This is a genomic window from Janthinobacterium breve, assembly GCF_051380895.1.
Taxonomy (GTDB): domain Bacteria; phylum Pseudomonadota; class Gammaproteobacteria; order Burkholderiales; family Burkholderiaceae_D; genus Janthinobacterium.
In genome coordinates this window covers 201,186-224,937 of the sequence record NZ_JBNYXY010000012.1, presented here as the reverse complement: position 1 = coordinate 224,937, position 23,752 = coordinate 201,186, and the positions used below count along the sequence as shown (strand labels likewise).

Sequence of the window (23,752 nt, the reverse complement as noted above, 5' to 3'; positions counted from 1 at the left end):
AGCCTCTCTATAATGCTGGTCTTCGGGGCGGTTAGTTCAGCTGGTTAGAATACTTGGTCGACATCCAAGGGGTCGGGGATTCGAATTCCTCACCGCCCACCAGAATTTGGCAGTAGATAGTTTTTTAGGCTGGCGCAAGCCGCAAGCGGTCATTTGAAATAAAATGATCAACAAAAGTTTTACGGGCGGTTAGTTCAGCTGGTTAGAATACTTGGTCGACATCCAAGGGGTCGGGGATTCGAATTCCTCACCGCCCACCAGAATGCAGTGATAGAGAAAGGTAAAACCGGTTATGACACCGCGAACTACTACCAAGCTTTGGGAGTGACGCTAGTCGAACGGGTTTCCTTTGTCTCAAGAAAGTGAAAAACGCGGCTAGTCCGCGTTTTTTTGCGTCTGCGTTTTCCTTTCAGTTATTTTACCCATCACATCGCAGTTTTACCTGGCGCCAGCGCCGATATGGAGATCAATATGCTTACAATCCGACTTCCCGATGGTTCCGCCCGTCAATTTGACGGCCCGGTCACCGTGGCCCAGGTTGCGGCCAATATTGGTACCGGCCTGGCCAAGGCGGCCCTGGCTGGCAAGGTCGATGGCAAGCTGGTCGACACCTCCTATCTGATCGAGCAAGACGCGGAACTGGCGATTGTCACGGACAAGGATGCCGATGGCCTGGAAGTGATCCGCCACTCGACGGCCCACTTGCTGGCGTATGCCGTCAAGGAACTGTTCCCGGACGCGCAAGTGACCATCGGTCCCGTGATCGACAACGGCTTTTACTATGACTTCGCCTACAAGCGCCCGTTCACGCCCGAAGATTTGACGGCGATCGAAAAGAAAATGGCGGAACTGGCCAAGAAGGATGAGCAAGTCACGCGCAAGGTTGTCGCGCGCGACGAAGCCATCGACTACTTCAAGGGCATCGGCGAAGCCTACAAGGCAGAGCTGATCGGCTCGATTCCGGCCGACCAGGAAGTGTCGTTGTATACCGAAGGCAAGTTCACGGACTTGTGCCGCGGCCCCCACGTGCCATCGACGGGCAAGCTGAAAGTCTTCAAGCTGATGAAGCTGGCCGGCGCCTACTGGCGCGGCGACTCGAAAAACGAGATGCTGCAGCGTATCTATGGCACGGCCTGGGCCAAGAAGGAAGACCAGGAACTGTACCTGCACAACCTGGAAGAGGCGGAAAAGCGCGATCACCGCAAACTGGGCAAGCAGCTCGATTTCTTCCATTTCCAGGAAGAAGCGCCAGGCCTGATCTTCTGGCATCCGAAAGGCTGGTCGATCTGGCAGCAGGTCGAGCAATACATGCGCAATGTGTACCAGGTCAACGGCTACCAGGAAGTCAAAGCGCCGCAAATTCTCGACCGTGGCCTGTGGGAAAAAACCGGTCACTGGGACAATTACCGTGAAAACATGTTCATCACGGAATCGGAAAACCGCGCCTATGCGCTGAAGCCGATGAATTGCCCTGGCCATATCCAGATTTTCAACAATGGCATGCGCAGCTACCGCGACTTGCCATTGCGCTACGGCGAATTTGGCCAATGCCACCGCAACGAGCCGTCGGGCGCCTTGCACGGCATGATGCGCGTGCGCGGCTTTACGCAGGATGATGGCCACATCTTCTGCCTGGAAGAACAGATCGCCGGCGAAGTGACGGCGTTCCACCAGCAGGCCATGGATGTCTACACGGCTTTTGGCTTTACGAATATCGACGTGAAGCTGGCCTTGCGCCCCGATAACCGCATCGGCACGGAAGAGTCGTGGGATTTCGCCGAGGAATCGCTGCGTTCGGCCCTGCGTGCCTGTGGCGTGGAATGGACGGAATTGCCGGGCGAGGGCGCGTTCTACGGTCCGAAGATCGAATATCACCTGAAAGACAGCCTGGGTCGAGCATGGCAAGTGGGCACCGTGCAGATCGACCCGTCGATGCCGGGCCGTTTGGGCGCCGAATATGTGGCCGTGGACAACACGCGCCAGGTGCCGATCATGCTGCACCGCGCGATCGTGGGTTCGCTGGAACGTTTCATCGGCATCCTGATCGAACACTATGCGGGCGCCATGCCGCTGTGGTTGGCACCAGTGCAAGTGTCGGTGTTGAATATTTCCGACGCTCAAGCCGACTATGTACAGGAAGTTACAACAAAACTGCGCAAAGCGGGGCTGCGCGTACAGGCTGATTTGCGTAACGAGAAGATTACCTATAAAATACGTGAACATTCCGTACAAAAATTGCCTTATATCTTGGTGATTGGCGACAAAGAGCGGGATGCGAATACAGTGGCCGTGCGGGCGCGGGGCAATATCGATCTGGGCGTCATGTCCGTCGATGCCCTGATTGAGCGACTCAAACATGAAGTCGACACCAAGGCCTGACGAGGAAACTCGCTGCACGACCGTCTTACAAGATTTTTAAAGGAAATTACAATAGCTACTGACAAGTCACATCGCATCAATGGCGAAATCACTGCCCCTGAAATGCGTTTAAGCGGGGTCGATAACGAGCCACTCGGTATCGTAAGTTTGGCTGAAGCCTTCCGCCTGGCGGAAGAGGCAAACGTCGACCTGGTGGAAATTGCGCCTACCGCGCAGCCACCGGTTTGCCGTTTGATGGACTACGGCAAATTTAAGTATTCGGAGCAAAAGAAAGCTCACGAAGCCAAATTGAAGCAAAAGATCATCCTCGTGAAGGAAGTCAAATTCCGTCCGGGGACTGATGATGGTGACTACAATATCAAGTTGCGTAATCTCATCAAGTTCCTCGATGATGGCGATAAAACCAAAATCACGCTGCGTTTCCGCGGTCGTGAGATGGCGCATCAGGATATTGGCTTCCGCATGCTGGAACGTCTGAAAGCCGATCTGGAGCCGTATGGCCAGGTCGAGCAGTTCCCGAAGATGGAAGGCCGCCAAATGATCATGGTTCTTTCGCCTAAGAAGAAGAAGTAAGCTACAATAGCGTTTTACTGTGGATCGACGTGGTTTGTGCCTGCATTGGTGCGACACACGATTCCAGGCAGAATTTGCGCGGCCCGCTCAGCAATGTCCGGGCCGCGCGAACTGTAGCGGACTCGCATCCGCTGCACAGCATGTGAAAGCAGGCATCTAAGCGCAGCGTCGTGTTGCCACCTGCAATCCTGTTATAAATGGAGCTGTCCGTAAAAGGACAGATTGCTATGCCTAAAATGAAGACCAAAAGCTCTGCGAAAAAACGTTTTCGCGTGCGTCCGGGTGGTACTGTTAAATGTGGTCATGCGTTCAAACGCCACATCTTGACCAAGAAAACCACCAAGCTGAAACGCGCTCTGCGCGGTACCACCAATGTCGCTGCGTCTGACGTGAAATCCGTCTACCGCATGATGCCGACTGCTTAATCTCACACTCAATTTAAGGAGTTACTATGCCTAGAGTAAAACGTGGGGTTACAGCTCGTGCCCGTCATAAAAAGATTCTTGTTCAAGCTAAAGGCTACCGTGGTCGCCGCAGCCGTGTATACCGTGTTGCCAAGCAAGCAGTTATGCGCGCTGGCCAATACGCTTACCGCGATCGCCGCAACAAGAAACGCGTTTTCCGCCGCCTGTGGATCGCCCGTATCAACGCCGCTTCCCGTGAGCATGGCGTAACGTACAGCGTATTCATGAACGGCTTGAAAAAAGCAAATATCGAACTGGACCGTAAAGTCCTGGCCGATATGGCTGTGATGGACAAGCCAGCATTCGCTGCGATTGTCAACGCAGTTAAAGCAAAAATCGCTGCGTAAGCATCGGTCATTGCACAACGTCATCCGTAGGGTGACGTCATAAAGAGCGGGGCAGGGGTTAACACCTTATGCCCCGTTTCCGTTTTTGATTGTTGGACTTTTGATAACTGAGTCCAGAATTGATGTCCAAAACAGGAAATGCCGCATGAACTCCCTAGAAGAACTCGTCGTCTCGGCCCAGGCTGACTTTATCGCCGCCGCAGACGCTGCCGCACTTGAAAACGCCAAAGCCCGCTACCTGGGCAAGACTGGCCAGATTACCGAAATGATGAAGGGCCTGGGCAAGCTGGACCCGGACGCGCGCAAGGCGCAAGGCGCCCTGATCAATGCCGTCAAAGTGCAGATCGAAGACGCGCTGACGGCGCGCCGTGATGCACTGGCCGATGCCCAGATGCAAGGTCGTCTGAACGCCGAAGCGATCGACGTGACCCTGCCAGGCCGTGGTCGCATGCCCGGCGGCATCCATCCCGTGATGCGCACGTGGGAGCGGGTCGAGGAAATCTTCCGCTCGATCGGCTTCGACGTGGCCGACGGTCCCGAAATCGAGAATGACTGGACCAATTTCACGGCGCTGAACAGCCCGGAAAATCATCCAGCCCGTTCCATGCAAGATACGTTCTACATTGATGGCAACGACACCGATGGCAAGCCCTTGCTGCTGCGCACGCATACGAGCCCCATGCAGGTGCGCTATGCGCGCACGCATACGCCGCCGATCAAAGTCATCGCGCCGGGCCGCACCTACCGCGTCGACAGCGACGCCACCCATTCGCCGATGTTCCACCAGGTCGAAGGCCTGTGGATCGCCGAAGACATCAGCTTTGCCGACTTGAAGGGCGTGTACCTGAACTTCGTCAAGGCCTTCTTCGAGACGGATGACTTGCAGGTGCGCTTCCGTCCTTCGTACTTCCCGTTCACGGAACCGTCGGCCGAGATCGACATCGCCTTTGGCTCGGGTCCTTTGAAGGGCCGCTGGCTGGAAGTGTCGGGCGCCGGCCAGGTGCATCCGACCGTGGTGAAGAACTTCGGCCTCGACCCCGAGAAATTCATCGGTTTTGCTTTCGGCTCCGGCTTGGAACGCTTGACGATGCTGCGCTATGGCATCAACGACCTGCGGCTGTTTTATGAAGGCGACTTGCGTTTCTTGAAGCAATTCAACTAAAGCGTTGTTCCGTTTGATTCATGGCGCTTGAGCGCCTGTGCGCTCGCGCTGTGAGCTTTTACCCTTTGAAGGCTTGATTATGCAATTTTCCGAAAAATGGCTCCGTACCATGGTCGATCCGAAGATGACTTCGGACGAACTGGCTCATCTGCTGACCATGTCCGGTCTCGAAGTCGAGGACGTCGATCCTGTCGCCCCTCCGTTCTCGAACGTGGTGGTAGGCCTGGTCCTGGAGATGGAAAAACATCCGAACGCGGACCGTCTGAATGTGTGCCAGGTCGACGTCGGCACGGGCACCATGCTCAACATCGTCTGCGGCGCGCCCAACGTGCGCCCGGGCTTGAAAGTCGTTTGCGCGATGGCGGGTGCCATGCTGCCTCCCGGCGCCGATGGCAAGCCGTTTGAAATCAAGGTGGGCCAGCTGCGCGGCGTCGAGTCGCAAGGCATGCTGTGCTCCGCGCGCGAATTGAAATTGTCGGAAGAAAACGCTGGCTTGATGGAATTGCCGGACGACGCACCGATCGGCCAGAATTTCCGCGACTACTATGCGCTGAACGACTTGAAATTCACCATCAAGTTGACGCCGAACAAGGCGGACTGTCTGTCCGTGCTGGGCGTGGCGCGTGAAGTGTCCGCTCTCACGGGCGTGCCCCTGAATGTGCCGCAGTTCCGCACCGTGCCTGTTTCCAGCGACGAAGTCCTGCCCGTGAAAATCAGCGCGCCGGACCTGTGCGGCCGTTTCACGGGCCGCGTCATCCGCGGCTTGAACGCCCGTGCCGCCACGCCGGACTGGATGAAGCAGCGCCTCGAGCGCAGCGGCCAGCGTCCGCTGTCGGCCCTGGTCGACATTTCCAACTATGTCATGCTGGAGCTGGGCCGTCCTAGCCACGTGTTTGACCTGGCGAAGATCCACGGCAGCCTCGACGTGCGTTGGGGCAAGGCGGGCGAATCCGTCAAGCTGCTCAATGGCAACACCGTTGCCGTCGACGAGTGGCTCGGCGTCATTGCCGATGACCAAGAAATTGAATCGCTGGCCGGCATCATGGGCGGCGACGCCAGTTCCGTGTCGGACGATACGGACAGCATCTACCTGGAAGCGGCATTCTGGTGGCCGAACGCGATTCAAGGGCGCGCGCGCCGTTTGAATTTCTCCACCGATGCGGCGCACCGCTTCGAGCGCGGCGTCGATTTTGCCACCACCGTCGAGCATATCGAGCGCATCACGGCCCTGATCGTGGAAATCTGCGGCACCCCGGACACCACCGTCGGCCCCGTCGACGACCACGTGGTGAACTTGCCGCAACGCCAGCCCGTGACGATGCGCACGGCGCGCGCGCAGAAAGTCATCGGCGTGCCGCTCAACGATGAGCTGATCGCCGATATCTTCACGCGCCTGGCCCTGCCATTCACCCTGGCGGACGGCGTGTTTTCCGTGACCTCGCCCAGCTACCGTTTCGACATCGAGATCGAGGAAGATCTGATCGAGGAAGTGGCGCGCGTGTACGGTTTTGAAAACATCCCGACCTTGCCGCCCGTGGCCGCGAACGTGATGCAGATTGCGCCAGAAAATACCCGCTCCCTGTTTGCGGTACGTCATGAATTGGCCGACCTGGGCTTCCAGGAAGTGGTTAACATGAGCTTTGTCGATACGGCATGGGAGCGCGATTTCTCGGGCAACACGCATCCGATCAAATTGCAGAATCCGATCGCCAGCCAGATGAGCGTGATGCGCTCCTCGCTGATCGGCAGCCTGATCGCCAATGTGCGCTACAACCTGAACCGCAAGACGAACCGCGTGCGCATCTTCGAAGTGGGCGCCATCTACCAGCGCGACGACGGCGTGGAAAACGGTCCCTTGTCGGTGGCCGGCTACGCGCAGCCAAAACGCGTGGCGGCCATGGCTTACGGCGCGGTGGCGGACGAGCAGTGGGGCCAGGCTACACGCACGGTCGACTTCTTTGACGTGAAGGCGGACCTGGAAGCGCTGTTTGCACCGCTGGTCTTGCGTTTCAGCAAGGCGGAGCACCCGGCCCTGCATCCGGGCCGCTCGGCAAACGTGGAACTCGATGGCAAGGTCATCGGTTTCATCGGCGAATTGCACCCGCGCTGGATGCAAAAGTATGACTTGCCGCTGGCACCCGTGCTGTTCGAAGTCGACGCCGCTGCCCTGACGCAAAGAGTCGTGCCCGTGTACCAGGAAATCTCGAAATTCCCTGGCGCCAGCCGCGATCTGGCCGTGGTCGTCAAGCAATCGGTGGCGGTGCAGGATCTGCTCGACAGTTTCCATGCTGCCGCCAAGGCAAGCCCTGCAGCGCACGTCGTGCAAGCCATTGTTTTATTTGATGAATATCGTGGAAAAGGGCTGGAAACGGATGAAAAAAGCCTTGCTTTCCGGATTAGCTTGCAAGATACTCAAAACACTCTGCAAGACGATGTCGTCGATGGTCTGATGGCTGTCCTGATCGATGCGGCCAAGCAGGGCCACGACGCGAAACTGCGTTCGTAATTACTGGACTGGCCGTCGCCTAGCGTGACGGCCTTTCCGTCGTCAACCGTAGACGAGCTTGCCATGTGGCAGGCTCGGGCGCACAGAAAAGGCAGGGCAGGAAAATTAATAACAGCGACGTTGATTCCGCCGTACTGCAATCCGCACTGGCCGCCGATCTGCATCGGGCCATGCTGGTTGCCAAAGTGCGCCAGGAAGCGGAAAAAGATTTACCCACCTTGACCAAGGCTGAGCTGGCTGAGCTGTTGTTCGAGCAAGTGGGCCTGAACAAGCGCGAAGCGAAAGATATGGTCGAGACCTTTTTCGACGAGATCCGCAATGCGCTCGAGCGGGGCGAGGCCGTCAAGTTGTCCGGTTTCGGCAATTTCCAGTTGCGCGACAAGCCACAACGGCCGGGCCGCAATCCGAAGACGGGCGAAGAGATCCCCATCACGGCGCGCCGTGTCGTGACCTTTCATGCGAGCCAGAAGCTGAAAAGCATGGTCGAAGAGACCAGTCCGCTGGCACGTGCTGCCTGAGTGAGTGGCGATGAACGAGCGCATCAGTAAAACCGAGTTGATCGTCTTGCCGCCCATTCCGGCGAAACGCTATTTCACGATCGGCGAGGTGAGCGAATTGTGCGGCGTCAAACCGCACGTACTGCGCTACTGGGAGCAGGAGTTTTCCCAGCTCAAGCCGGTCAAACGACGTGGCAACCGCCGTTATTATCAGCACCATGAAGTGCTGTTGATACGCCGCATCCGCGAATTGCTGTATGAACAAGGCTTTACCATCAGCGGCGCGCGCAATAAGCTCGATAGCCGTGGCGCATCGCATGCCATCGTGGATGAGTTGCCTGTGCTGCCGGCCGTGCCCGTCGTGCCGCAGGAAGCACCGCTGGATCGCGTGTGGATACGCAATGAATTAATTGCGATTTTAAACTTGCTAAAATAAGATTTGTACCAATATAGCTGGGGTTGTCCGATACCGCTTGACTATACTGCATGGCACAAGCCTTGGCGCTGCCGGTATCGTACGACACGCCATATTTTGAATATACTGTTAATGTTGCGTTTTTGTTAGTGACGCTAAGCCGGAGCAGCGTTCAGGTTCCGGTAGTCTTTCCCAGGCCAGGAAAATTTAAGGGGAAACAATGATACGCGTTGCCATTTGTGATGATCACCAAATAGTACGAGCTGGATTCAAACAGATTTTTTCGTCGTCAAGCGATTTCAGTGTGGTGGCGGAAGCCGGTACCGGGCGTGAAGCGCTCGATATCGCCCGCCGCGAAATTTGCGATGTGCTGTTGCTCGATATCGCCATGCCCGATCAGAGCGGCATCGATACCTTGCGCACGATCCGCCAGGGCCAGCCGGAATTGCCCGTGCTGATACTCAGCGGCTATCCCGCGCAGCAATACGCGCTGAACCTGTTCAAGATGGGCGCGAATGGCTATCTGAACAAGGAATGCGAAGCAGATGAGCTGATGACGGCCGTGCGCACAGTGTTCCAGGGGCGTCGTTACGTCAGTTCCACCGTGGGTGAATTACTGGCGCAGTCGTTCGACCGCGATACGAATGCCGCCCTGCATACGGAATTGTCGGACCGCGAATTCCAGGTCTTTCTGCGCCTGGCGCGTGGCGCCACTGTGTCCGATATCGGTGTGGCCTTGTCGCTGAGCATCAAGACTGTGAGTACTTACCGTACGCGCATCATGGAAAAAATGGGCTTGCAATCGAACAGCGACTTGACCTATTACGCAATGAAAAACAATTTGCTTGACTAGCCCAGCGGTGCGATCATGGAAACATGATCGCTCAGCCAGCTAGCCAGCACGACTTGTGCAGTGCAGCAGTCTGTAGCGAGGATTATAATTGGCCGGCGCCGGCGCTTTCTCCCGCGCCGAACCTTGCTAAGGATGCACATCAGGATGTATTTCACCGTTGAACCGGCCCCGAATCACCGCCTGCCCCTCTACAAGACGATACTGTGCGTGGCTTGCGCCTTGTTGCTTGTACTCAATGGGTTCAGTCTGTTTCATAATCTGCAATCGCTGAAGGGCACGAACGCCTTGCTCAGCCAGAGCGCCCGCGTGGCGGACCGCCTGCAGTATTTGAACGTGCTGGTGCTGGACGCGGAAAGCAGCTTGCGCGGCTATTTCATTTCCGGCTCGGAAACGTATCTGGGGCCGTCGAAGACCGCTTCCACCGAAATCGAAAACGAATTCAACGAGTTGCAGACCTTGCTCGCGGGCAGTCCTACGCAGCTGAAAAACCTGGGTCAATTAAAAAGCTTGATCCGTCGCAAGATGTTGATGCTGCAAGAGTCGATCGAGGTCTACAAGCAGGGCGGGCTGGCCGAAATCGTCAATATCTCGCGCGTGACCGATGACCGCGCCACCATGGATGAAATCCGCCTGCAGGTGGTGATCATGACGCGTGAACAGAATGAAGCGCTGTCGTCCGGCAGCGCCGCCTTTTATCATGAGTACCAGAAAGCCGTGCTGCTCGGCATTGGCATCAACGCCCTGGCCATCCTCGTGCTGATCATGTTTTACCAATTGGTGCGGCGCAGCTTCCAGAACCGCGCGGCCGTCGAGTATGCATTGCAAAATGCCAATGACACGCTGGAATCGACGGTCAGCAAGCGCACGGAGCAGTTATCCGTGCTGTCGCGCCATTTGATCAGCGTCAATGAAGTGGAGAAGGCGCGCCTGGCGCGTGAGCTGCACGATGAGCTGGGCGCCAATTTGACCTCGATCAGCATGGACTTGGGCGCCGTCACGCAGCAACTGGCGCACACGCAGCCGGAACTGGCGGCACAATTGCGCCGCGCCAAGGCCACCCTGTTGGAAACGGTGGAACTGAAGCGCCGCATCGTCGAGGATTTGCGCCCCAGCCTGCTGGACAACCTGGGTCTGTGCGCCGCCATCGAAAGCTATTGCGAGGATTTTGCTCGCATGAGCTCGGTGCGCTGCGAAACGGACGTGGCCATCAATATTGATAACCGCGAAGCCACCCTGACGATCGCCCTGTTCCGCATCGTGCAGGAATCGCTGACGAATATCCTCAAATATGCGCGCGCCGGCATGGTCAGCGTGACATTGAAACGCAATGAACACGGCCTGGTGCTGCGCGTGACCGATGACGGCATCGGCATCACGGAAGATGCCCTGCAAAAACCCATGTCGCACGGTTTGCTGGGCATGCGCGAACGGGCCCTGCTGCTGGGCGGCACCCTCACCGTGCGCCAGGGTCCGGAAGGCAAGGGCACGTGCGTGGAAGCCGTAATTCCGTTGCCGCTGACGCCTGAGCCGGAAGAGATCGACGAAGACGCCAGCGTTTGACTGTGCAGAGGTGAAAAAATGGCCGGGCATGCAGCCCGGCCATTTTTTTTGATCATGCTGCATGATCATGCAGCACCGTCGATCAGCAGCGTGATACGTCGCGCAGCAAACGGTCGTATTCCGTCTTGGCGACCTTGTAGCACTCGCCCGCATAGCATTCCAGGCCGGCGCGGTCCAGTACCGTGATGTTGCCGCGGCGATAGTGGATCAAGCCTTCATCCTGCAGCTTGCCGGCGGCGGCCGTGATGCTTTCGCGGCGCACGCCCAGCATGATGGAAATGAGCTCTTGCGTCACTTTGAGTTCGTTCGATGGCGAACGGTCCAGGCGGTCCAGCAGCCACCGGCACAGCTTTTGCTCGATCGAGCTGTGGCGACCGCCGACGGCGTTCTGCGCCATTTGCGCAAACAGGGCGTTGGTGTAGCGCATCAGCAACTGGGGCAGGGCGCCGCCCTGGTTGAATGCGTCGCGCAAGCTTTGCGTTTTGAGGCGGTAGCCGTAGCCGGCGCTTTGCACGACGGCCGTGCACATGGCGCGCTCGCCTGCCAGCAGCGAAGCACCGGCCACACCTTCATGGCCGACAACAGCGATTTCCGTGGTGGCGCCGTCTTCCATCACATACAGCAGGGAAATGATGGCGGTGGTAGGGAAATAGCTGTATTCCAGGTTATTGCCATAGGCATACAGTTCCTTGCCGAACGGCAGTTCCACCAATTCCAGGTCTTCGAACAGCGATTCGAGCGCGGCGCGCGGCAGGGCGGCCAGCAATTCATTCTGTTGGGCACTGCTGAGGCTAACCCGCGACGCAAGCTTGATTTCCCGTCCGGCCGCCGGCATGGCGCGCGGCAGCAACTGATTCTTCTGGACCGGGGTGATAAGTTGAGTATGGTTCATAGTATTCCTCACAGGCTTTTTACATCGGAGTGCGACTGCCGCGTTGCTGGTCAAAAAAAGTTGCCGTAGCCAAGGTGGTAAGGGCATTTTTGTCGACCGCGCGGTGCAGATCGCGATGTAGCTACTTTAAAAGCTTATGTAAGTGGCGAACATAAGATTAGCAGTCGCCACTTTGTAGTCTCTTTTGAGGCGGAATTGTAGTCCTTGTCCTACGTGCGCACTTTTGACTAGCTAGCCTTGCGCCGTTCTGCGCGATTTTGTGATATGACGCGCGGTTTATTGGCGCTCCACAGGCCGGCCGGCCGCACGCTGGGCAAGCCATCGCGCACGCTCGCGGCGCTCGCCTGGCGCGTGCCAGGCGTATCGTGTTCGCCCAGGCGGAAGCGGCTGACGGCTTGCGTCAGCGCCTCGCCTTCCTGGTGCAAGCGCTGCGAACCGGCGCGCGCTTCGTCGACCAGGCCCGCATTCTGGCGCGTCATGTCATCGATTTGCGCCAGCGCCTGGTTGATGCGGGCGATCTCGCCATTCTGCTCGGCGCCGGCGCTGCTGATGCGTCCGATCACCACGGCCACTTGCTGCACCGCATCGACGACTTGCCGCATGGTGCTGCCGGCGGCATTGACCAAGTCGCCACCGGCATCCACGGTGGCGACGGAATCGCCGATCAGGCGCTTGATTTCCAGCGCCGCCTCGTTCGAGCGCTGCGCCAGGCTGCGCACTTCGGACGCGACGACGGCAAAGCCCCGTCCTTGCTCGCCCGCGCGTGCCGCTTCCACGGCCGCGTTCAAGGCCAGGATATTCGTCTGGAAGGCGATGCCGTTGATGACGCCGATGATGTCGACGATCTTGTGCGAGCTGGCCTTGATCGAGGCCATGGTCTCGACCACAGCGCCCACCGTCTGGCCGCCGCGCAGGGCGACGTCGGCCGCCGTGGCCACCAGGGTGCGTCCCTGCCCTACATGGGCTTCATTGCGCCCCACGGTGGCCGTCAGCTCGCGCATCGAGTCGACGGTGGCGCCCAGCGCGTCCGCTTGCGTGGCCGTGTGGCCGGACAGGGCGGCGTTGCCATGGGCGATATCGGCGCCGGCGGCGGCGATGACGGCCGCGCCGCTGCGGATTTCCTGCACCAGGGTGGCCAGGCCGTGCGTCATGGCGCCGAAGTCGCGTACCAGGTCGCCGATTTCGTCGTGCGCCTGCGAGGTGATGCGCTGCGACAGGTCGCCCGCCGCTGCCGCGCCGACGGCCACGCGCAATTGCGTCACGTCGCGCGCAAACGCGGCATAGAAGCCCGCGCACAGGTAGGCGGCGGCCAGCAGCACCAGCAGCATGGCCGCCAGGATCAGGGCGCGGCGCGCCTCGTCGCGGGCGATGCGCTGCGCCAGCAGGCTGTCCAGGGCGGTGGCGGAGGCGATCGAGAGCGCGTGCAGGGCGTCGATGGCCTGCATGCCGGCCGCGTGGAATTGCGCGCCCGAGGTCTGGTCGTAGGAATTCGTCACTTCATTTTTGCTGCGTTCGAGGAAGGTCAGCGCGGCCGGCACGGCTTTCAGAGCAGGCTGCAGGCTGGCGCGCAAGGCCGGCTTGGCGGCGATGATTTCGTCGAAGCGGGCCGGCAGGCGTTCCAGTTCGTGGCGCGCGATCAGGGCGTTGGCGTTGACGAGCTGGTCTTCGTTCGCTTCGAACAGGCCCGTGTCGATGTAGGCGGCGCCGCGCCCGGCGATGTCGGACAGGCTCTCGGCCAGGTCGGGCAGGGTGGCCGTGAAGACGGCGCTCAGGTGGTTGGCGCCCGCGTCCGGGTCCAGGCTCAGGTGCGAACGGTCGGCCACCAGCTGGCCCAGTTTGGCCGCCTGGCGCAGCAGCGCCGTGTGCGCCGCGTAGCTGTCGCGCGCCGCGAGGCCCGCCTGGCGGCCCAGCAAGGCTTGCCACTGCTGCGTCAGCTCGGTCGCCTGGGGCAGGCCTGCGCCTGCCGGCAAGCGCCCCAGGGCCGCCAGCGCGGACGTGATGCGCGCATTCAGGGCCGTGTTGTCCATGCCCGCCTTGCCGCTCAGGCGCAAGTGCTCCAGGCCGCGCCGCTGCTGCAGCAGCCGCGTGCCTTCCTGCAGCTGGCGCACATAGGCCACGCCCCGCTGCGCATCCTGCGCCTGGGCCAGCGACTTGCCCAGCTCCGAGATCAGCAGGGTGGTCGCCAGCGCCAGCGGCAGTAGGAAGACCAGGCAGACAAGCATGAATTTGGGCAGCAGGCGCAAGCGCTGCATGAGTCGGATGGCGGGAGTGAGGAGGATTTTCATCGGGTTTCCAGGGTAGGGTGACAACATTTCTGCAGTGCAATGTTGCCTGCGGATTGTGACCCCTTGATGAAGTGGGCGATTTTGCTTTCCGCCAGAGTGAAGCAGTTCACACGGAAGGCCGATCCTTCTGTAAAATCGAGGGTTTTTTGCGAGGGCCATATTATGGTCACCAATATGGCCAACGAGAACGACATCACTACCCCCGATTCCACTGACAACGCGGACATCGCCGCAGCGTCAGCCAGCAGCAAGGCGCCTGCCGTGATCGCGCGCGAAGTGCAGCGCCGCCGCACCTTCGGCATCATTTCCCACCCGGATGCGGGTAAAACCACGCTGACGGAAAAACTGCTGCTGTTCTCGGGCGCGATCCAGATGGCCGGTACCGTCAAGGCCCGTAAATCGGGCCGCCACGCGACGTCGGACTGGATGGAGATCGAGAAGCAGCGCGGCATTTCCGTCGCGTCCTCGGTGATGCAGTTCGAGTTCCGCGACCACGTCGTCAACCTGCTCGACACCCCGGGCCACCAGGACTTCTCGGAAGATACCTATCGCGTGCTCACGGCCGTCGACTCGGCGCTGATGGTGATCGATGCGGCCAAGGGCGTGGAAGCGCAGACCATCAAGCTGCTGGCCGTGTGCCGCATGCGCAATACGCCCATCGTCACGTTCATGAACAAGATGGACCGCGAGACGCGCGATCCGCTGGACCTGCTCGACGAACTCGAATCGGTGCTGAAGATCCAGTGCGCGCCCGTCACCTGGCCTATCGGCATGGGCAAGAACTTCCGCGGCGTGTATCACCTGCTGAACGACGAGATCATGCTGTTCAAGGCCGGCGAAGAAAAAGCTGACGGCGCCTTCGAAATCATCAGGGGCATCGACAACCCGCGCCTGCAGGAGATGTTCCCGCTGGAGATGGACCAGTTGCGCATGGAAGTGGAACTGGTGCACGGCGCATCGAACCCGTTCAACCTGGAGGAATTCCTCTCCGGCGTGCAGACGCCCGTGTTCTTCGGTTCGGCCATCAACAACTTCGGCGTGCGCGAGATTCTCTCCGCGCTGGTCGACTGGGCGCCGGCCCCGCGCGAGCGCGACGCGACCGTGCGGTCGGTGGCGCCGTCCGAGCAGCCGTTCACCGGCTTCGTCTTCAAGATCCAGGCGAATATGGACCCGGCGCACCGCGACCGCATCGCCTTCTTGCGCGTGTGCTCGGGACGTTTCGAGCGCGGCATGAAGGTCAAGCACTTGCGCCTGGGGCGCGAGATCAAGGTGTCGAACGTGGTGACCTTCATGGCATCGTCGCGCGAACAGGTGGAAGAGGCGTACGCGGGCGACATCATCGGCTTGCCGAACCACGGCAACATGCAGATCGGCGACAGTTTTTCCGAAGGCGAGATGCTCACCTTTACGGGCATCCCGTACTTTGCGCCAGACTTCTTCCGCTCCGTGCGCATCCGTAATCCCTTGAAAATCAAGCAGTTGCACAAGGGCTTGCAACAGCTGGGCGAAGAGGGCGCGGTCCAGGTCTTCAAGCCGGTGCAGGGTGGCGAACTGGTACTGGGCGCCGTCGGCGTGCTGCAGTTCGAAGTGGTGGCCAGCCGTTTGCTTAACGAGTATGGCGTCGACGCCGTGTTCGAAGGCACCAGCATCAGCAGCGCGCGCTGGGTCAGCTGCGACGACAAGCGCGTCCTGCAGGATTTCGAGAACGCGCTGGGTCACAACGTGGCCTACGATGCGGCCGGCAACATGGCTTACCTGGCTACGTCGGGCGTGAACCTGCGTTTGACGGAAGAGCGCTGGCCGAAGCTGACGTTCCACGCGACGCGCGAACATTCGGCCAAGCTGGCTTGATGCATCTGCAGTAAGTTCGAGGGGCAGAACCAGCGGTTCTGCCTTTTTTATGCCGGCATGACGGTGCGCGTACTCCAGTCGCGCCGCTCCAGCAGCAATGCCGTCAGCTGCGCCGCCGTCATCGGGCGCGCAAAGAAGTAGCCCTGCACGTTGTCGCAGCCGGCCTTTCTTAAAAACTCCACCTGCTGCACCGTTTCCACGCCTTCGGCCACCACTTTCAGATGCAGGCTGTGCGCCATGGCGATGATGGCCGTGACGATGGCTTCGCCTTCGCCGGGCAGGTCGTGCACGAAGCTGCGGTCGATTTTCAATTGGTCGATGGGCAGGCGCTTCAGGTAGGACATCGAGGAATAGCCGGTGCCGAAATCGTCGATCGACAGGTGGATGCCCGTGTCCTGCAGGCGCCGCATCAGTTCCACGTTGGCGTGGATATTGTCCATCAATACCCCTTCCGTGATTTCCAGCTCCAGCAAGCCATGCGGCAGCTGCGTCTCGTGCAGGATGGCGCGGATATCGTCCATCAATCCCGGGTCGCGCGCCTGGCAGGCCGACAGGTTGACGGCCACGTGTTCGAGCGAATCGAGCAGGCCGGCCTTGCACCAGACGGCCGCCTGGCGGCAGGCGCTTTGCAGCACCCAGCGCCCCAGGTCGACGATGATGCCGCTTTCCTCGGCCACGGGAATGAATTCGCTGGGGTTGAGCTGCCCCATCTCGCGGCAATGCCAGCGTATCAGCGCTTCCACGCCGACGATGCGCCCGCTGCGCAAGTCGATCTGCGGCTGGTAGTGCAGATACAGTTCCTCGTTTTGCAGGGCGCGGCGCAGGTTCGCTTCCATGCGCAGGCGGCGCTGGGCGCGCAATTCCATTTCTGACTGGAATACGGCGTAGCGGTTCTTGCCCTGGTGCTTGGCGTGGTACATGGCAGTGTCGGCATTGCGCGTCAGGGTCGCCACGTCCTGCGCATCGAACGGATACAGGCTCACGCCGATGCTGGCGCTGACATACAGCTGGTGGCCTTCCAGCGCGAATGGCGTGGCCAGCACGGCAAGGATCTTGCGCGCCACGCTGGCCATTTCCGAGGCGTCGTCGGCCGGTTCGACGATGACGACGAATTCGTCGCCGCCGATGCGGCAGATGACGTCGGTGCCGCGCAGGATCGCCACCAGGCGCTCGGCAACAAGTTTCAGCAGCTGGTCGCCGCAGTGGTGGCCCAGCGTATCGTTGACCACCTTGAAGTTGTCCAGGTCCAGCAGCAGCAGTCCCACGCTGCTGTCCTGGCGGTCGGCGCGCGCCAGCGCGTAGGCCAGGGCGCCGTTGAATTCATGGCGGTTCGGCAGTTGCGTGACAGGGTCGACGTGAGCCAGGTAGTGCAAATGGCTTTCCGCATGCTGGGCGGCGGTGCGCGTGCGGCGCACCATCAGGACCGTCAGGCCGAATGCACACAGGCAGACCAGCAGGGTGAAGGCGGCAAATTGCGCCAGGCTGCCCAACAGCGGCGCCAGGCTGGCGCGCAGATACAGTGCACCGCCGCCGGGCAGGTTTTGGAGGAGGGCGGCGCTGCCGTCCAGGTAATCGATTTGCTGGCCGCTGCGCGGCGCCGTGGGCACGGCATCGCTGCCGCTGCGCGCGTAGCGGGCGAATGGCGTGCCATACGGACTGTAGAGCAGCGCTTGCCGGATATGCGGCGCGGCGGCGAGAGGAGCGAGGACCTGTTGCGCCGCAAGACGATCGTCCCGCCGCATGGCCTGGGCAGCGGCTGGCGCCAGCATGTCGGCCTGGATGCGCAAGTTGCGCTGGAAAGATGCCTGGAGGGAAAATAACTGGAAAAGGACCAGCAGCAGGCCGGCCGTGGCCAGCATGGCTGCTGCGGCCAGCAGGTTCAGCCTGGCTATCCGGTCACCGCGCAACTGCACCGAGGGCAGCATCAATGGCACCATCATGACGCATTCTCCTGCCGGCCCCGCTTGCCGCCGCCCCGTGTGATCCCGCCTCGCCCTGCCATACTTTACGTTCCAGTCTGATGAAAACCGAAGTGAGCCGGAACTCTCAACGTGTTGTTAAGGCCGACATCTTGTCATTTTGCAGCGTGAAAGTACAGCGCGCGCGGCAATTTAGTGGCCATGCCGCAGGCCGGTAGCTGCATGCAAGGCGACAAGTCAGACGGAAAAGGCGGGGCGTGTCTTTCTAATAATAATATAATCTGAATTTTAATCCTTTTTTTACCGGCGGGTTTTTTTCCCTAAAAACATGCTGACGGTAAACAAAATGTGATGAAGAATAACTAGATTGCCTCCAGCCGTCCCGGCGCGGATTAACTTCTTGTCCGTATGTGTCATTGCAAGTCATTGATTTTAATAAATTTTAATGAAGAATGCGAGAACGCTATGGCCTTGCTCCGCGAGTTCGTCCATAATCCCCAGATGATGGACGTTCTGATGCTGTTTGTTTTGTCTGCCGCGGCCAAGTAAACTGCCGCCAGCCAAACCGGACGTCGCCCTAATGATCAATAGTGAGGATATCTTGGAAAAAAAACCAAAAATTATTTTGTCGTCACAAGACCTGGAACGACTGGAAGCGTTGTTGTATGCCTTGGGAAATAACTTATCGCCGGACAAGGCCGCCTTGCTCGATGAACTGGGCCGTGCCGAAGTGCTCGAGCCGCAAGAAATACCGCCTACCGTCGTGACGATGAATTCCACCGTGCGCTTCACGGTGGAAAACAAGGAGGAATTCTGCCTGACGCTCGTGTATCCAAAGGATGTGGAAGGCCAGGCCGACCGCATTTCCGTGCTGGCGCCCGTCGGCAGCGCGCTGCTGGGCTTGTCTGTCTGTGACAGCATTGCCTGGCCCATGCCCGGCGGCGTGGTGAAGGTGAAGATCGAGGAAATCGTTTATCAGCCTGAACGGGCCGGCGAGTACCACCGTTAAGCTGTAATGGCGGACGGCGCCTGCCGTCCGCCTGCCTGGCCGTGTTTCCAATAATCAACTATTGCGTTGCACGCGCACCACCAGCCAGCCCGCCACGACGGTAAACGTGACGATGATGGCAACGATGATCCAGAAGCCCTGCGGGTGCTGGGCCAGCGGAATCCCCCCCACATTCATGCCCAGCATGCCGGCGATGATATTGATCGGCAAGGCCAGCACGGTGACGATGGTCAGCACGAACAGGCTGCGGCTGTTTTCCTCGTTGACCCTGGCGGCAATTTCTTCCTGCAGCAGCTTGATGCGTTCCTGCAAGGACGACATATCGCTGAGCACCACGGAAAATTCCTCCGTCGACTGGCGCAATTCCAGGCTGTCCAGCTCCGACACCCATGAAGGCGGCCGTTGCAGCAGGCGGAACAGGGCTGCCGGTTCCGGCGCCAGCAGGCGCTGCAGCCGCACCAGCACGCGCCGCATGGCGCCCAGGTCTTCACGCTTGGGCACCAGGCGCCCGGCCAGCAAGTGGTCTTCGATATCGTCGACCCGCGCCACGGCATCGCGCACGATGTTGACCAGCACGTCGGCCTGGTCGCGCAGCAGATGGATCAGCAGTTCCACCGACGAGCGGATCGGCTCGTGGTTCTTGATGACGGCCTGGCGCAAGCGCTCGATCGACTGCAGCGGCGCGCGGCGCGCCGTGATGACGAGGTCTTGCGCCACGCTGGCCCACATGGTGGAAATGTCGGACGCTTCGAACGAGGAATTGTGCACCACATCGTTGACCACGGCGATCAGGGTGTTTTCCGCCTGTTCGATGCGCGTCGAACGGGAACCCTGGTGCAGGGTTTCATAGAATTCGTCGGCCAGCTGCGTATGCGTCTTCAGCCATTTCTCGCTGGCCGCATGTGATAAATTGAAATGCAGCCAGACAAATTCCTGCGCCGGCCTGGCCGCGTCATCGGCCATCCATGCCAGTGCAGCCGTCGAGTCGAGCGCCAGCGGCTGCGCCTCGCGGCCAAACAGGAAGCCCCAGACCAGGCCCGAGGTATCCGAGCCGTAGGTAAAACCGGCAGTTTCCATCGCCATCGTGAATCTTTCTCGCGCAGTGTAATTGATCGTCGCGCGATTTTAATACACAGATATGTCCGGCAAATGACAAGGCCACCGCGATGGGTGGCCTTGTTGCGGATTACAGCCGCGTATTAGCTGCGGTTCGGGTTGTCCGGACGCCGGTCGTCGCGGTTCGGTACGCCATCGCCGTCGCGGTCGTGGCGGTTGCCATTGTCGCGGTCATAGCGGTTGGGGATGCCGTCGCGGTCGCGGTCGCCGTTCGGGCCACGCGGCGACCAGCGGCCTTGCTCCATCTGCCAGCGGCCATCGCGCTGGTTCCAGGCGGGTGGCGCATACACATAGCCGGGGCGTTCGGCGATCCATACGCCAGGGGTCCAGGCGTAGCGCTGGCTGCGCCATTCCCAATGACCGGGCGCCCACAGGTAGCCGTGGCGGGCGCGCGGGATGGCTTCGCGGTGCGGCGGTGGCGGGGCGATGCGGACTTCGTCATAGCGCACGGGCTGCACTTGCGCGGCAACCCAGCCGCCACGGTCCAGGCGCCAGCGGTTGTTCTCTTGTATCCAGGCGGCGCGGCGGTACTGGTTGCCACCGCGTTCGCGCAGCCATTCGCCGTTGTTCCAGACATGGCGCTGGCCGTCCCAGTTCCAGTAGCCCGGGGCCCAGACATAGCCGGCGCGCGGCGCCGGCGCGCTTTCAAAGCGTGGCGGAGGCGGGGCGTTGCCGACGACAATACTGACGCCGAGCTGATTCTGTGCCATCGCCTGCGCCGGCAAAAAGGCTGCGGTGCTGATGGCAAGCATGGCTGCTGCGTAGAGTGCGATGGGTTTCATGGTGTGCTCCATTTCGGTGATTGCGTGAAATGGACTATAGGCGCTTGCCGGCGGTTTTTCGCCTTTGATTCAACTTATTACAATTGACACAATGCTGTGTGTCCGTGTATCCGTGGCGGATACAAATGGCGGCCTGGCGCGGCAGTTAGCCGTGGTGCGCCAGGCGGCGTGGCGTCAGCATGGATGGCTCACAGGGTGCTGGCGGTGGCGTTGCCTAGCAAGGCTTGCCGTTCCTCGATCAGCGAGATTTTCTTTTGCTGTTCCGTCAGGCGCTTGGCGCTGACCATCACCACGGGGATGGCGCTCGCTTGCGCCACATCAGCTGCTTTGGCGGCTGATGGCTGCATGAAGCTGACATAGCTGGCGCCGCAGGCGATGGCGACGGCGACGGTGAAGATGGCTTCCATGTTTTTCAAGGCGTTTTTTGGCGTGTTCATGATGGTTCCTTTCGGGTGGCGGGTGGGTATGTCTGCACTGTAGCCAGGCGCGCGCCGCTGCGCCATGCAGATGCGACCAGCCGTGGTTTTGGCGGGATGGCCTGCAAAAAAACGGCGCTGAAATGCCCGCGCACTGTGCTGGCAGGCGACCGCTTGAATTGAGGCCTAATTAGCCCTGTATCCCTGCATATGAATGCAATTGCTCTATGGCATTATTTGACACTGCACAGTGTTGTGCGCCTGTTGTGAGCCGTGTGTGCACGCCCGGCGCGCGGCAGGTGCTGCGCCAGCCGTCCTGCTAGAATCGGCATGGCAGCCGTGTTGTGCACACTTGCGCACACAATCATTCTCATCAGGAGTCACACATGTTCCAATTGTTTGGTTTTGGCGGCGCCCGCTGCCCGCGCTGCGAGCACAAGAACGGCGCTGCCGCCGGCTATTGCGCGCAATGCGGCTTATCGCTGGGCGCCCCCGACAGCGATGCCGTGCTGCATGCCAATCAATGGCATCTTGCCGATGGGCAACTAGCCCTGTTCTTTGGCGTGCGCGAACTGTCCTCGCTGTTCGGCAGCGCGGCACGCCGCCTGCAGGTGCCCGCCGAGTCACGCGCCTGGATCGTGCAATCGGACGCTTTCACCCTGATACCGACCGGCGACTACGACAGCACCGCCTTCTTTGCGCGCCTGCCGGCGCTGTTGCCGGCGCGCCCGGCCGAAGTGCTGATCGCGCGCGCCGATGCCGTCAGCCTGGAATTCGACTTGCCCGGCCTGGCCAGCACGGAGCTGCTGAGCATTGCCGCATCCCTGCGCGTGGATATCGCGCTGGGCCAGCCCGATGCATTTGCGCGCCAGTTCATGCGCGCGCCGGGCGCCGTCACGCGCGCCCACCTGCACGCCTTGCTGCTGCCGTCCGTGCGCCAGATTGCGCTTGAATTCATCGGCAGCCGCGCGCTGCGCGAGATGGACGCGAATGCCGACTTGCGGCCAGAATTGAATGAACGCCTGCAATCGGCCCTGACGCAGCGCCTGGCGCCCAGCGGCTTGGCCGTGGCGCGCGTGGAAACCCTCAGCCTGCGGCACGACAAGCGCGAGGGCAACGGCGACGCAGCCATCGGCACCCTGTGGCTGGGCGGCTTGCCGGCGCAGGCATTGGAACAGCACAGTCTGGAACGCATGAAGCAGCTCGACCAGCTGTATGACGAGGAAGAATGGCAGCGCATCCGCCGCGACGAACTGGCGGCGCGCCATGCGCACCGGCGCGCCGAACTGCAGCAGGATGCAACGGTGGAAAAAGCGGAGCTGGGCCACCAGGAAGCGGAGCGCCTGCAAGCGCTGCGCGGGCGCCAGATCGACTTGTATGGCCGCATTCTGGAAGCGAAATCGCGGCGCCAGGCGCTCGACCATGGCGCCGCGCTGGCGCTGGGCGAGCTGGAACAGGAACTGGCGCAGAAGGGCGCGCAGCGCGCCGATGAAGCGGCCAACTGGGAACATGTACGCGCGCTGGCCGCCATCAAGATGCGCAGCGAGCTGGAATTGTCGCAGCTGCATGGGCGCGAGCAGATCCAGCTGGCGCAGCAGCGTTTTACCCATCAAGTCCACTTGCAGTCGATCGCGCAGCAGATTGAAAGCGCGCTGCTGATCGACGACGAGACGGGCCGGCGCACCCAGCTGGCGCGCCTGCGCCAGGCGGAAGCGGATGCCGCCCGGCGCGAGGCGCAGCTGGAGGCGGAGCAGCACCAGGCCGCCTGGCAGGGCCTGATGCTGGCGAATGCGGCGCGCAAGCGCGAGGCCGAGCGCGTGCAGGAGTGGGAAGACCAGATGCAGCTGGCGCGCCAGCGCGAATTGCTGCGCGCCGAGGCGCACAAGGATGACGCGGCACAGGTGCAGGCGGCGGAGATCGCGGAAAAAGTGGCGGCGCTGCGGCGCGGCGGCGCGCGCGAGGACGCCATCGCGCAGCAGGAAAAGCTGCTGCGCACCATCGAGGCCGACGGTGTGCACGCGCGCCAGCTGCAGCTGCAGTCGCAGCTGGCGCAGCTCGACGCGCTGGCCATCGAGGAACAGCGCCAGCAACTGCGCCAGCTGGAACAGGAAGCGCAATGGCAGCGCGACTTGCTGGCCATGGCGCAGCAGCGCGAAAGCGATTACGCGCGCTGGAAGGGCGAATACGAAGCCCTGCTGGCGCAGCAGGCGCATGCGGCCGAGCTGGCGCGCATCGACATCGACCGCATCGAGAAAATCGGCTCCCTGAGCGATACGGGCAAGGTGGCCATGGCCGCCGGACAGAATGCGGCCGCGCTGGCGCAAGTGCTGAAGGTGCAGCTGCAGGCGGGCATGAGTGCCGAGCAGATCCACGCGCTGGCGGCGTTGGCGGCGGCCGAAAACAGCGTCGCGCCGCTGGAGGCCATGCGCATGGCGCAGGACAGCGTGGCGCAGGAGCGCAGCTACCTGGAAGGCCAGGCGGAACGCGAACGTCGCCAGCAGCTGGACCTGATCAACCTGCAGAATGCGGCGCACAGCCATGGCCTGTCGGCGCAGGCGCAGCTGGGCGTAGCCGTGGCGCAGGCGCTGCAGCCAGGCGCGGTTTCTGCCGCTGGCGCGCCGGCCCGCTGCAAGAACGGCCATGCGCAGCGCGCGGGCCATCCGGAAGATAAATTCTGCGCCGCCTGCGGCGTCGCCTTGCAGCCTTGATGGAAGCGTTTCACCCCA

At 60.8% G+C, this 23,752-nt stretch carries 19 protein-coding genes and 2 tRNA genes; 15 read left to right on the top strand and 6 right to left on the bottom strand.

What is annotated here, in order from left to right; genetic code table 11:
• Positions 1-25 precede the first annotated feature (25 nt).
• The 12 genes from ACQ4W0_RS24435 to ACQ4W0_RS24380 all read left to right on the top strand — a co-directional run bounded on the left by ACQ4W0_RS24435 (position 26) and on the right by ACQ4W0_RS24380 (position 10,756).
• Positions 26-102: transfer RNA gene (locus ACQ4W0_RS24435), tRNA-Val, on the top strand.
• Positions 103-183: 81 nt separating this feature from the next.
• Positions 184-260 (top strand) — tRNA-Val (locus ACQ4W0_RS24430).
• Positions 261-471: 211 nt separating this feature from the next.
• Positions 472-2,379 (top strand): threonine--tRNA ligase, encoded by a 1,908-nt coding sequence (gene thrS / locus ACQ4W0_RS24425; protein ID WP_436579109.1) that lies wholly within the window; start codon positions 472-474, stop codon positions 2,377-2,379.
• A 12-nt stretch (positions 2,380-2,391) separates the two neighbouring features.
• Positions 2,392-2,952 carry a translation initiation factor IF-3 gene (gene infC / locus ACQ4W0_RS24420; RefSeq protein WP_416054767.1) on the top strand — a complete coding sequence of 187 codons (561 nt, stop codon included), beginning with the start codon at positions 2,392-2,394 and terminating at the stop codon, positions 2,950-2,952.
• Between the two features lie 227 nt (positions 2,953-3,179).
• A complete protein-coding gene (rpmI, locus tag ACQ4W0_RS24415) occupies positions 3,180-3,377 on the top strand; it encodes a 50S ribosomal protein L35 (RefSeq protein ID WP_010399216.1) in 198 nt (65 codons plus the stop codon).
• Positions 3,378-3,403: 26 nt separating this feature from the next.
• On the top strand, positions 3,404-3,763 hold the full coding sequence (rplT, locus tag ACQ4W0_RS24410; protein WP_010399214.1) for a 50S ribosomal protein L20: 360 nt from the start codon (positions 3,404-3,406) through the stop codon (positions 3,761-3,763).
• A gap of 145 nt (positions 3,764-3,908) precedes the next feature.
• A complete protein-coding gene (pheS, locus tag ACQ4W0_RS24405) occupies positions 3,909-4,925 on the top strand; it encodes a phenylalanine--tRNA ligase subunit alpha (RefSeq protein ID WP_034751917.1) in 1,017 nt (338 codons plus the stop codon).
• Positions 4,926-5,004: 79 nt separating this feature from the next.
• The gene (pheT, locus tag ACQ4W0_RS24400; protein ID WP_436579108.1) at positions 5,005-7,431 is read left to right on the top strand and encodes a phenylalanine--tRNA ligase subunit beta; all 2,427 of its coding nucleotides are present in this window, start codon (positions 5,005-5,007) and stop codon (positions 7,429-7,431) included.
• A 170-nt stretch (positions 7,432-7,601) separates the two neighbouring features.
• A complete protein-coding gene (locus ACQ4W0_RS24395) occupies positions 7,602-7,949 on the top strand; it encodes an integration host factor subunit alpha (protein WP_010399205.1) in 348 nt (115 codons plus the stop codon).
• Positions 7,950-7,959: 10 nt separating this feature from the next.
• On the top strand, positions 7,960-8,364 hold the full coding sequence (locus ACQ4W0_RS24390; protein ID WP_436579107.1) for a MerR family transcriptional regulator: 405 nt from the start codon (positions 7,960-7,962) through the stop codon (positions 8,362-8,364).
• Positions 8,365-8,563: 199 nt separating this feature from the next.
• On the top strand, positions 8,564-9,196 hold the full coding sequence (locus ACQ4W0_RS24385; RefSeq protein WP_034783185.1) for a response regulator: 633 nt from the start codon (positions 8,564-8,566) through the stop codon (positions 9,194-9,196).
• Positions 9,197-9,340: 144 nt separating this feature from the next.
• Positions 9,341-10,756 carry a sensor histidine kinase gene (locus ACQ4W0_RS24380; protein ID WP_436579106.1) on the top strand — a complete coding sequence of 472 codons (1,416 nt, stop codon included), beginning with the start codon at positions 9,341-9,343 and terminating at the stop codon, positions 10,754-10,756.
• Between the two features lie 82 nt (positions 10,757-10,838).
• Here the strand turns inward: ACQ4W0_RS24380 and ACQ4W0_RS24375 are convergent, their stop codons facing one another.
• Positions 10,839-11,648 carry a Crp/Fnr family transcriptional regulator gene (locus tag ACQ4W0_RS24375; RefSeq protein ID WP_436579105.1) on the bottom strand — a complete coding sequence of 270 codons (810 nt, stop codon included), beginning with the start codon at positions 11,646-11,648 and terminating at the stop codon, positions 10,839-10,841.
• A gap of 227 nt (positions 11,649-11,875) precedes the next feature.
• The gene (locus ACQ4W0_RS24370) at positions 11,876-13,933 is read right to left on the bottom strand and encodes a methyl-accepting chemotaxis protein (protein ID WP_436579104.1); all 2,058 of its coding nucleotides are present in this window, start codon (positions 13,931-13,933) and stop codon (positions 11,876-11,878) included.
• A 174-nt stretch (positions 13,934-14,107) separates the two neighbouring features.
• Between ACQ4W0_RS24370 and ACQ4W0_RS24365 the strand changes: the two genes are divergently transcribed.
• Positions 14,108-15,784: a peptide chain release factor 3 gene (locus ACQ4W0_RS24365; protein WP_436579178.1), complete on the top strand. Its 1,677-nt coding sequence runs from the start codon at positions 14,108-14,110 to the stop codon at positions 15,782-15,784.
• 47 nt (positions 15,785-15,831) lie between these two features.
• Here the strand turns inward: ACQ4W0_RS24365 and ACQ4W0_RS24360 are convergent, their stop codons facing one another.
• Entirely contained in the window at positions 15,832-17,724 is a 1,893-nt protein-coding gene (locus ACQ4W0_RS24360; RefSeq protein WP_436579103.1) for a putative bifunctional diguanylate cyclase/phosphodiesterase, read from the bottom strand.
• A 580-nt stretch (positions 17,725-18,304) separates the two neighbouring features.
• Here ACQ4W0_RS24360 and rnk point away from each other — a divergent pair.
• Complete coding sequence (rnk, locus tag ACQ4W0_RS24355; protein ID WP_436579102.1) at positions 18,305-18,712, top strand: nucleoside diphosphate kinase regulator; 408 nt, start codon at positions 18,305-18,307, stop codon at positions 18,710-18,712.
• A 54-nt stretch (positions 18,713-18,766) separates the two neighbouring features.
• Here the strand turns inward: rnk and ACQ4W0_RS24350 are convergent, their stop codons facing one another.
• From ACQ4W0_RS24350 to ACQ4W0_RS24340, 3 genes are all read right to left on the bottom strand, one after another.
• Positions 18,767-19,795: a transporter gene (locus ACQ4W0_RS24350; protein ID WP_436579101.1), complete on the bottom strand. Its 1,029-nt coding sequence runs from the start codon at positions 19,793-19,795 to the stop codon at positions 18,767-18,769.
• Between the two features lie 116 nt (positions 19,796-19,911).
• Entirely contained in the window at positions 19,912-20,610 is a 699-nt protein-coding gene (locus ACQ4W0_RS24345) for a YXWGXW repeat-containing protein (protein ID WP_436579100.1), read from the bottom strand.
• 188 nt (positions 20,611-20,798) lie between these two features.
• Entirely contained in the window at positions 20,799-21,047 is a 249-nt protein-coding gene (locus ACQ4W0_RS24340) for a hypothetical protein (RefSeq protein WP_436579099.1), read from the bottom strand.
• 365 nt (positions 21,048-21,412) lie between these two features.
• Here ACQ4W0_RS24340 and ACQ4W0_RS24335 point away from each other — a divergent pair, with 365 nt between their 5' ends.
• Positions 21,413-23,734: a coiled-coil domain-containing protein gene (locus ACQ4W0_RS24335; RefSeq protein WP_436579098.1), complete on the top strand. Its 2,322-nt coding sequence runs from the start codon at positions 21,413-21,415 to the stop codon at positions 23,732-23,734.
• Positions 23,735-23,752 lie beyond the last annotated feature (18 nt).

Coding starts and splice junctions, on each gene's coding strand:
- thrS (WP_436579109.1), top strand. CDS start 472: ATGCTTACAATCCGACTTCCCGATGGTTCCGCCCGTCAATTTGACGGC.
- rpmI (WP_010399216.1), top strand. CDS start 3,180: ATGCCTAAAATGAAGACCAAAAGCTCTGCGAAAAAACGTTTTCGCGTG.
- rplT (WP_010399214.1), top strand. CDS start 3,404: ATGCCTAGAGTAAAACGTGGGGTTACAGCTCGTGCCCGTCATAAAAAG.
- pheS (WP_034751917.1), top strand. CDS start 3,909: ATGAACTCCCTAGAAGAACTCGTCGTCTCGGCCCAGGCTGACTTTATC.
- pheT (WP_436579108.1), top strand. CDS start 5,005: ATGCAATTTTCCGAAAAATGGCTCCGTACCATGGTCGATCCGAAGATG.
- ACQ4W0_RS24395 (WP_010399205.1), top strand. CDS start 7,602: ATGCTGGTTGCCAAAGTGCGCCAGGAAGCGGAAAAAGATTTACCCACC.
- ACQ4W0_RS24390 (WP_436579107.1), top strand. CDS start 7,960: ATGAACGAGCGCATCAGTAAAACCGAGTTGATCGTCTTGCCGCCCATT.
- ACQ4W0_RS24385 (WP_034783185.1), top strand. CDS start 8,564: ATGATACGCGTTGCCATTTGTGATGATCACCAAATAGTACGAGCTGGA.
- ACQ4W0_RS24380 (WP_436579106.1), top strand. CDS start 9,341: ATGTATTTCACCGTTGAACCGGCCCCGAATCACCGCCTGCCCCTCTAC.
- ACQ4W0_RS24375 (WP_436579105.1), bottom strand. CDS start 11,648: ATGAACCATACTCAACTTATCACCCCGGTCCAGAAGAATCAGTTGCTG.
- ACQ4W0_RS24370 (WP_436579104.1), bottom strand. CDS start 13,933: ATGAAAATCCTCCTCACTCCCGCCATCCGACTCATGCAGCGCTTGCGC.
- ACQ4W0_RS24365 (WP_436579178.1), top strand. CDS start 14,108: ATGGCCAACGAGAACGACATCACTACCCCCGATTCCACTGACAACGCG.
- ACQ4W0_RS24360 (WP_436579103.1), bottom strand. CDS start 17,724: ATGATGGTGCCATTGATGCTGCCCTCGGTGCAGTTGCGCGGTGACCGG.
- ACQ4W0_RS24350 (WP_436579101.1), bottom strand. CDS start 19,795: ATGGCGATGGAAACTGCCGGTTTTACCTACGGCTCGGATACCTCGGGC.
- ACQ4W0_RS24345 (WP_436579100.1), bottom strand. CDS start 20,610: ATGAAACCCATCGCACTCTACGCAGCAGCCATGCTTGCCATCAGCACC.
- ACQ4W0_RS24340 (WP_436579099.1), bottom strand. CDS start 21,047: ATGAACACGCCAAAAAACGCCTTGAAAAACATGGAAGCCATCTTCACC.
- ACQ4W0_RS24335 (WP_436579098.1), top strand. CDS start 21,413: ATGTTCCAATTGTTTGGTTTTGGCGGCGCCCGCTGCCCGCGCTGCGAG.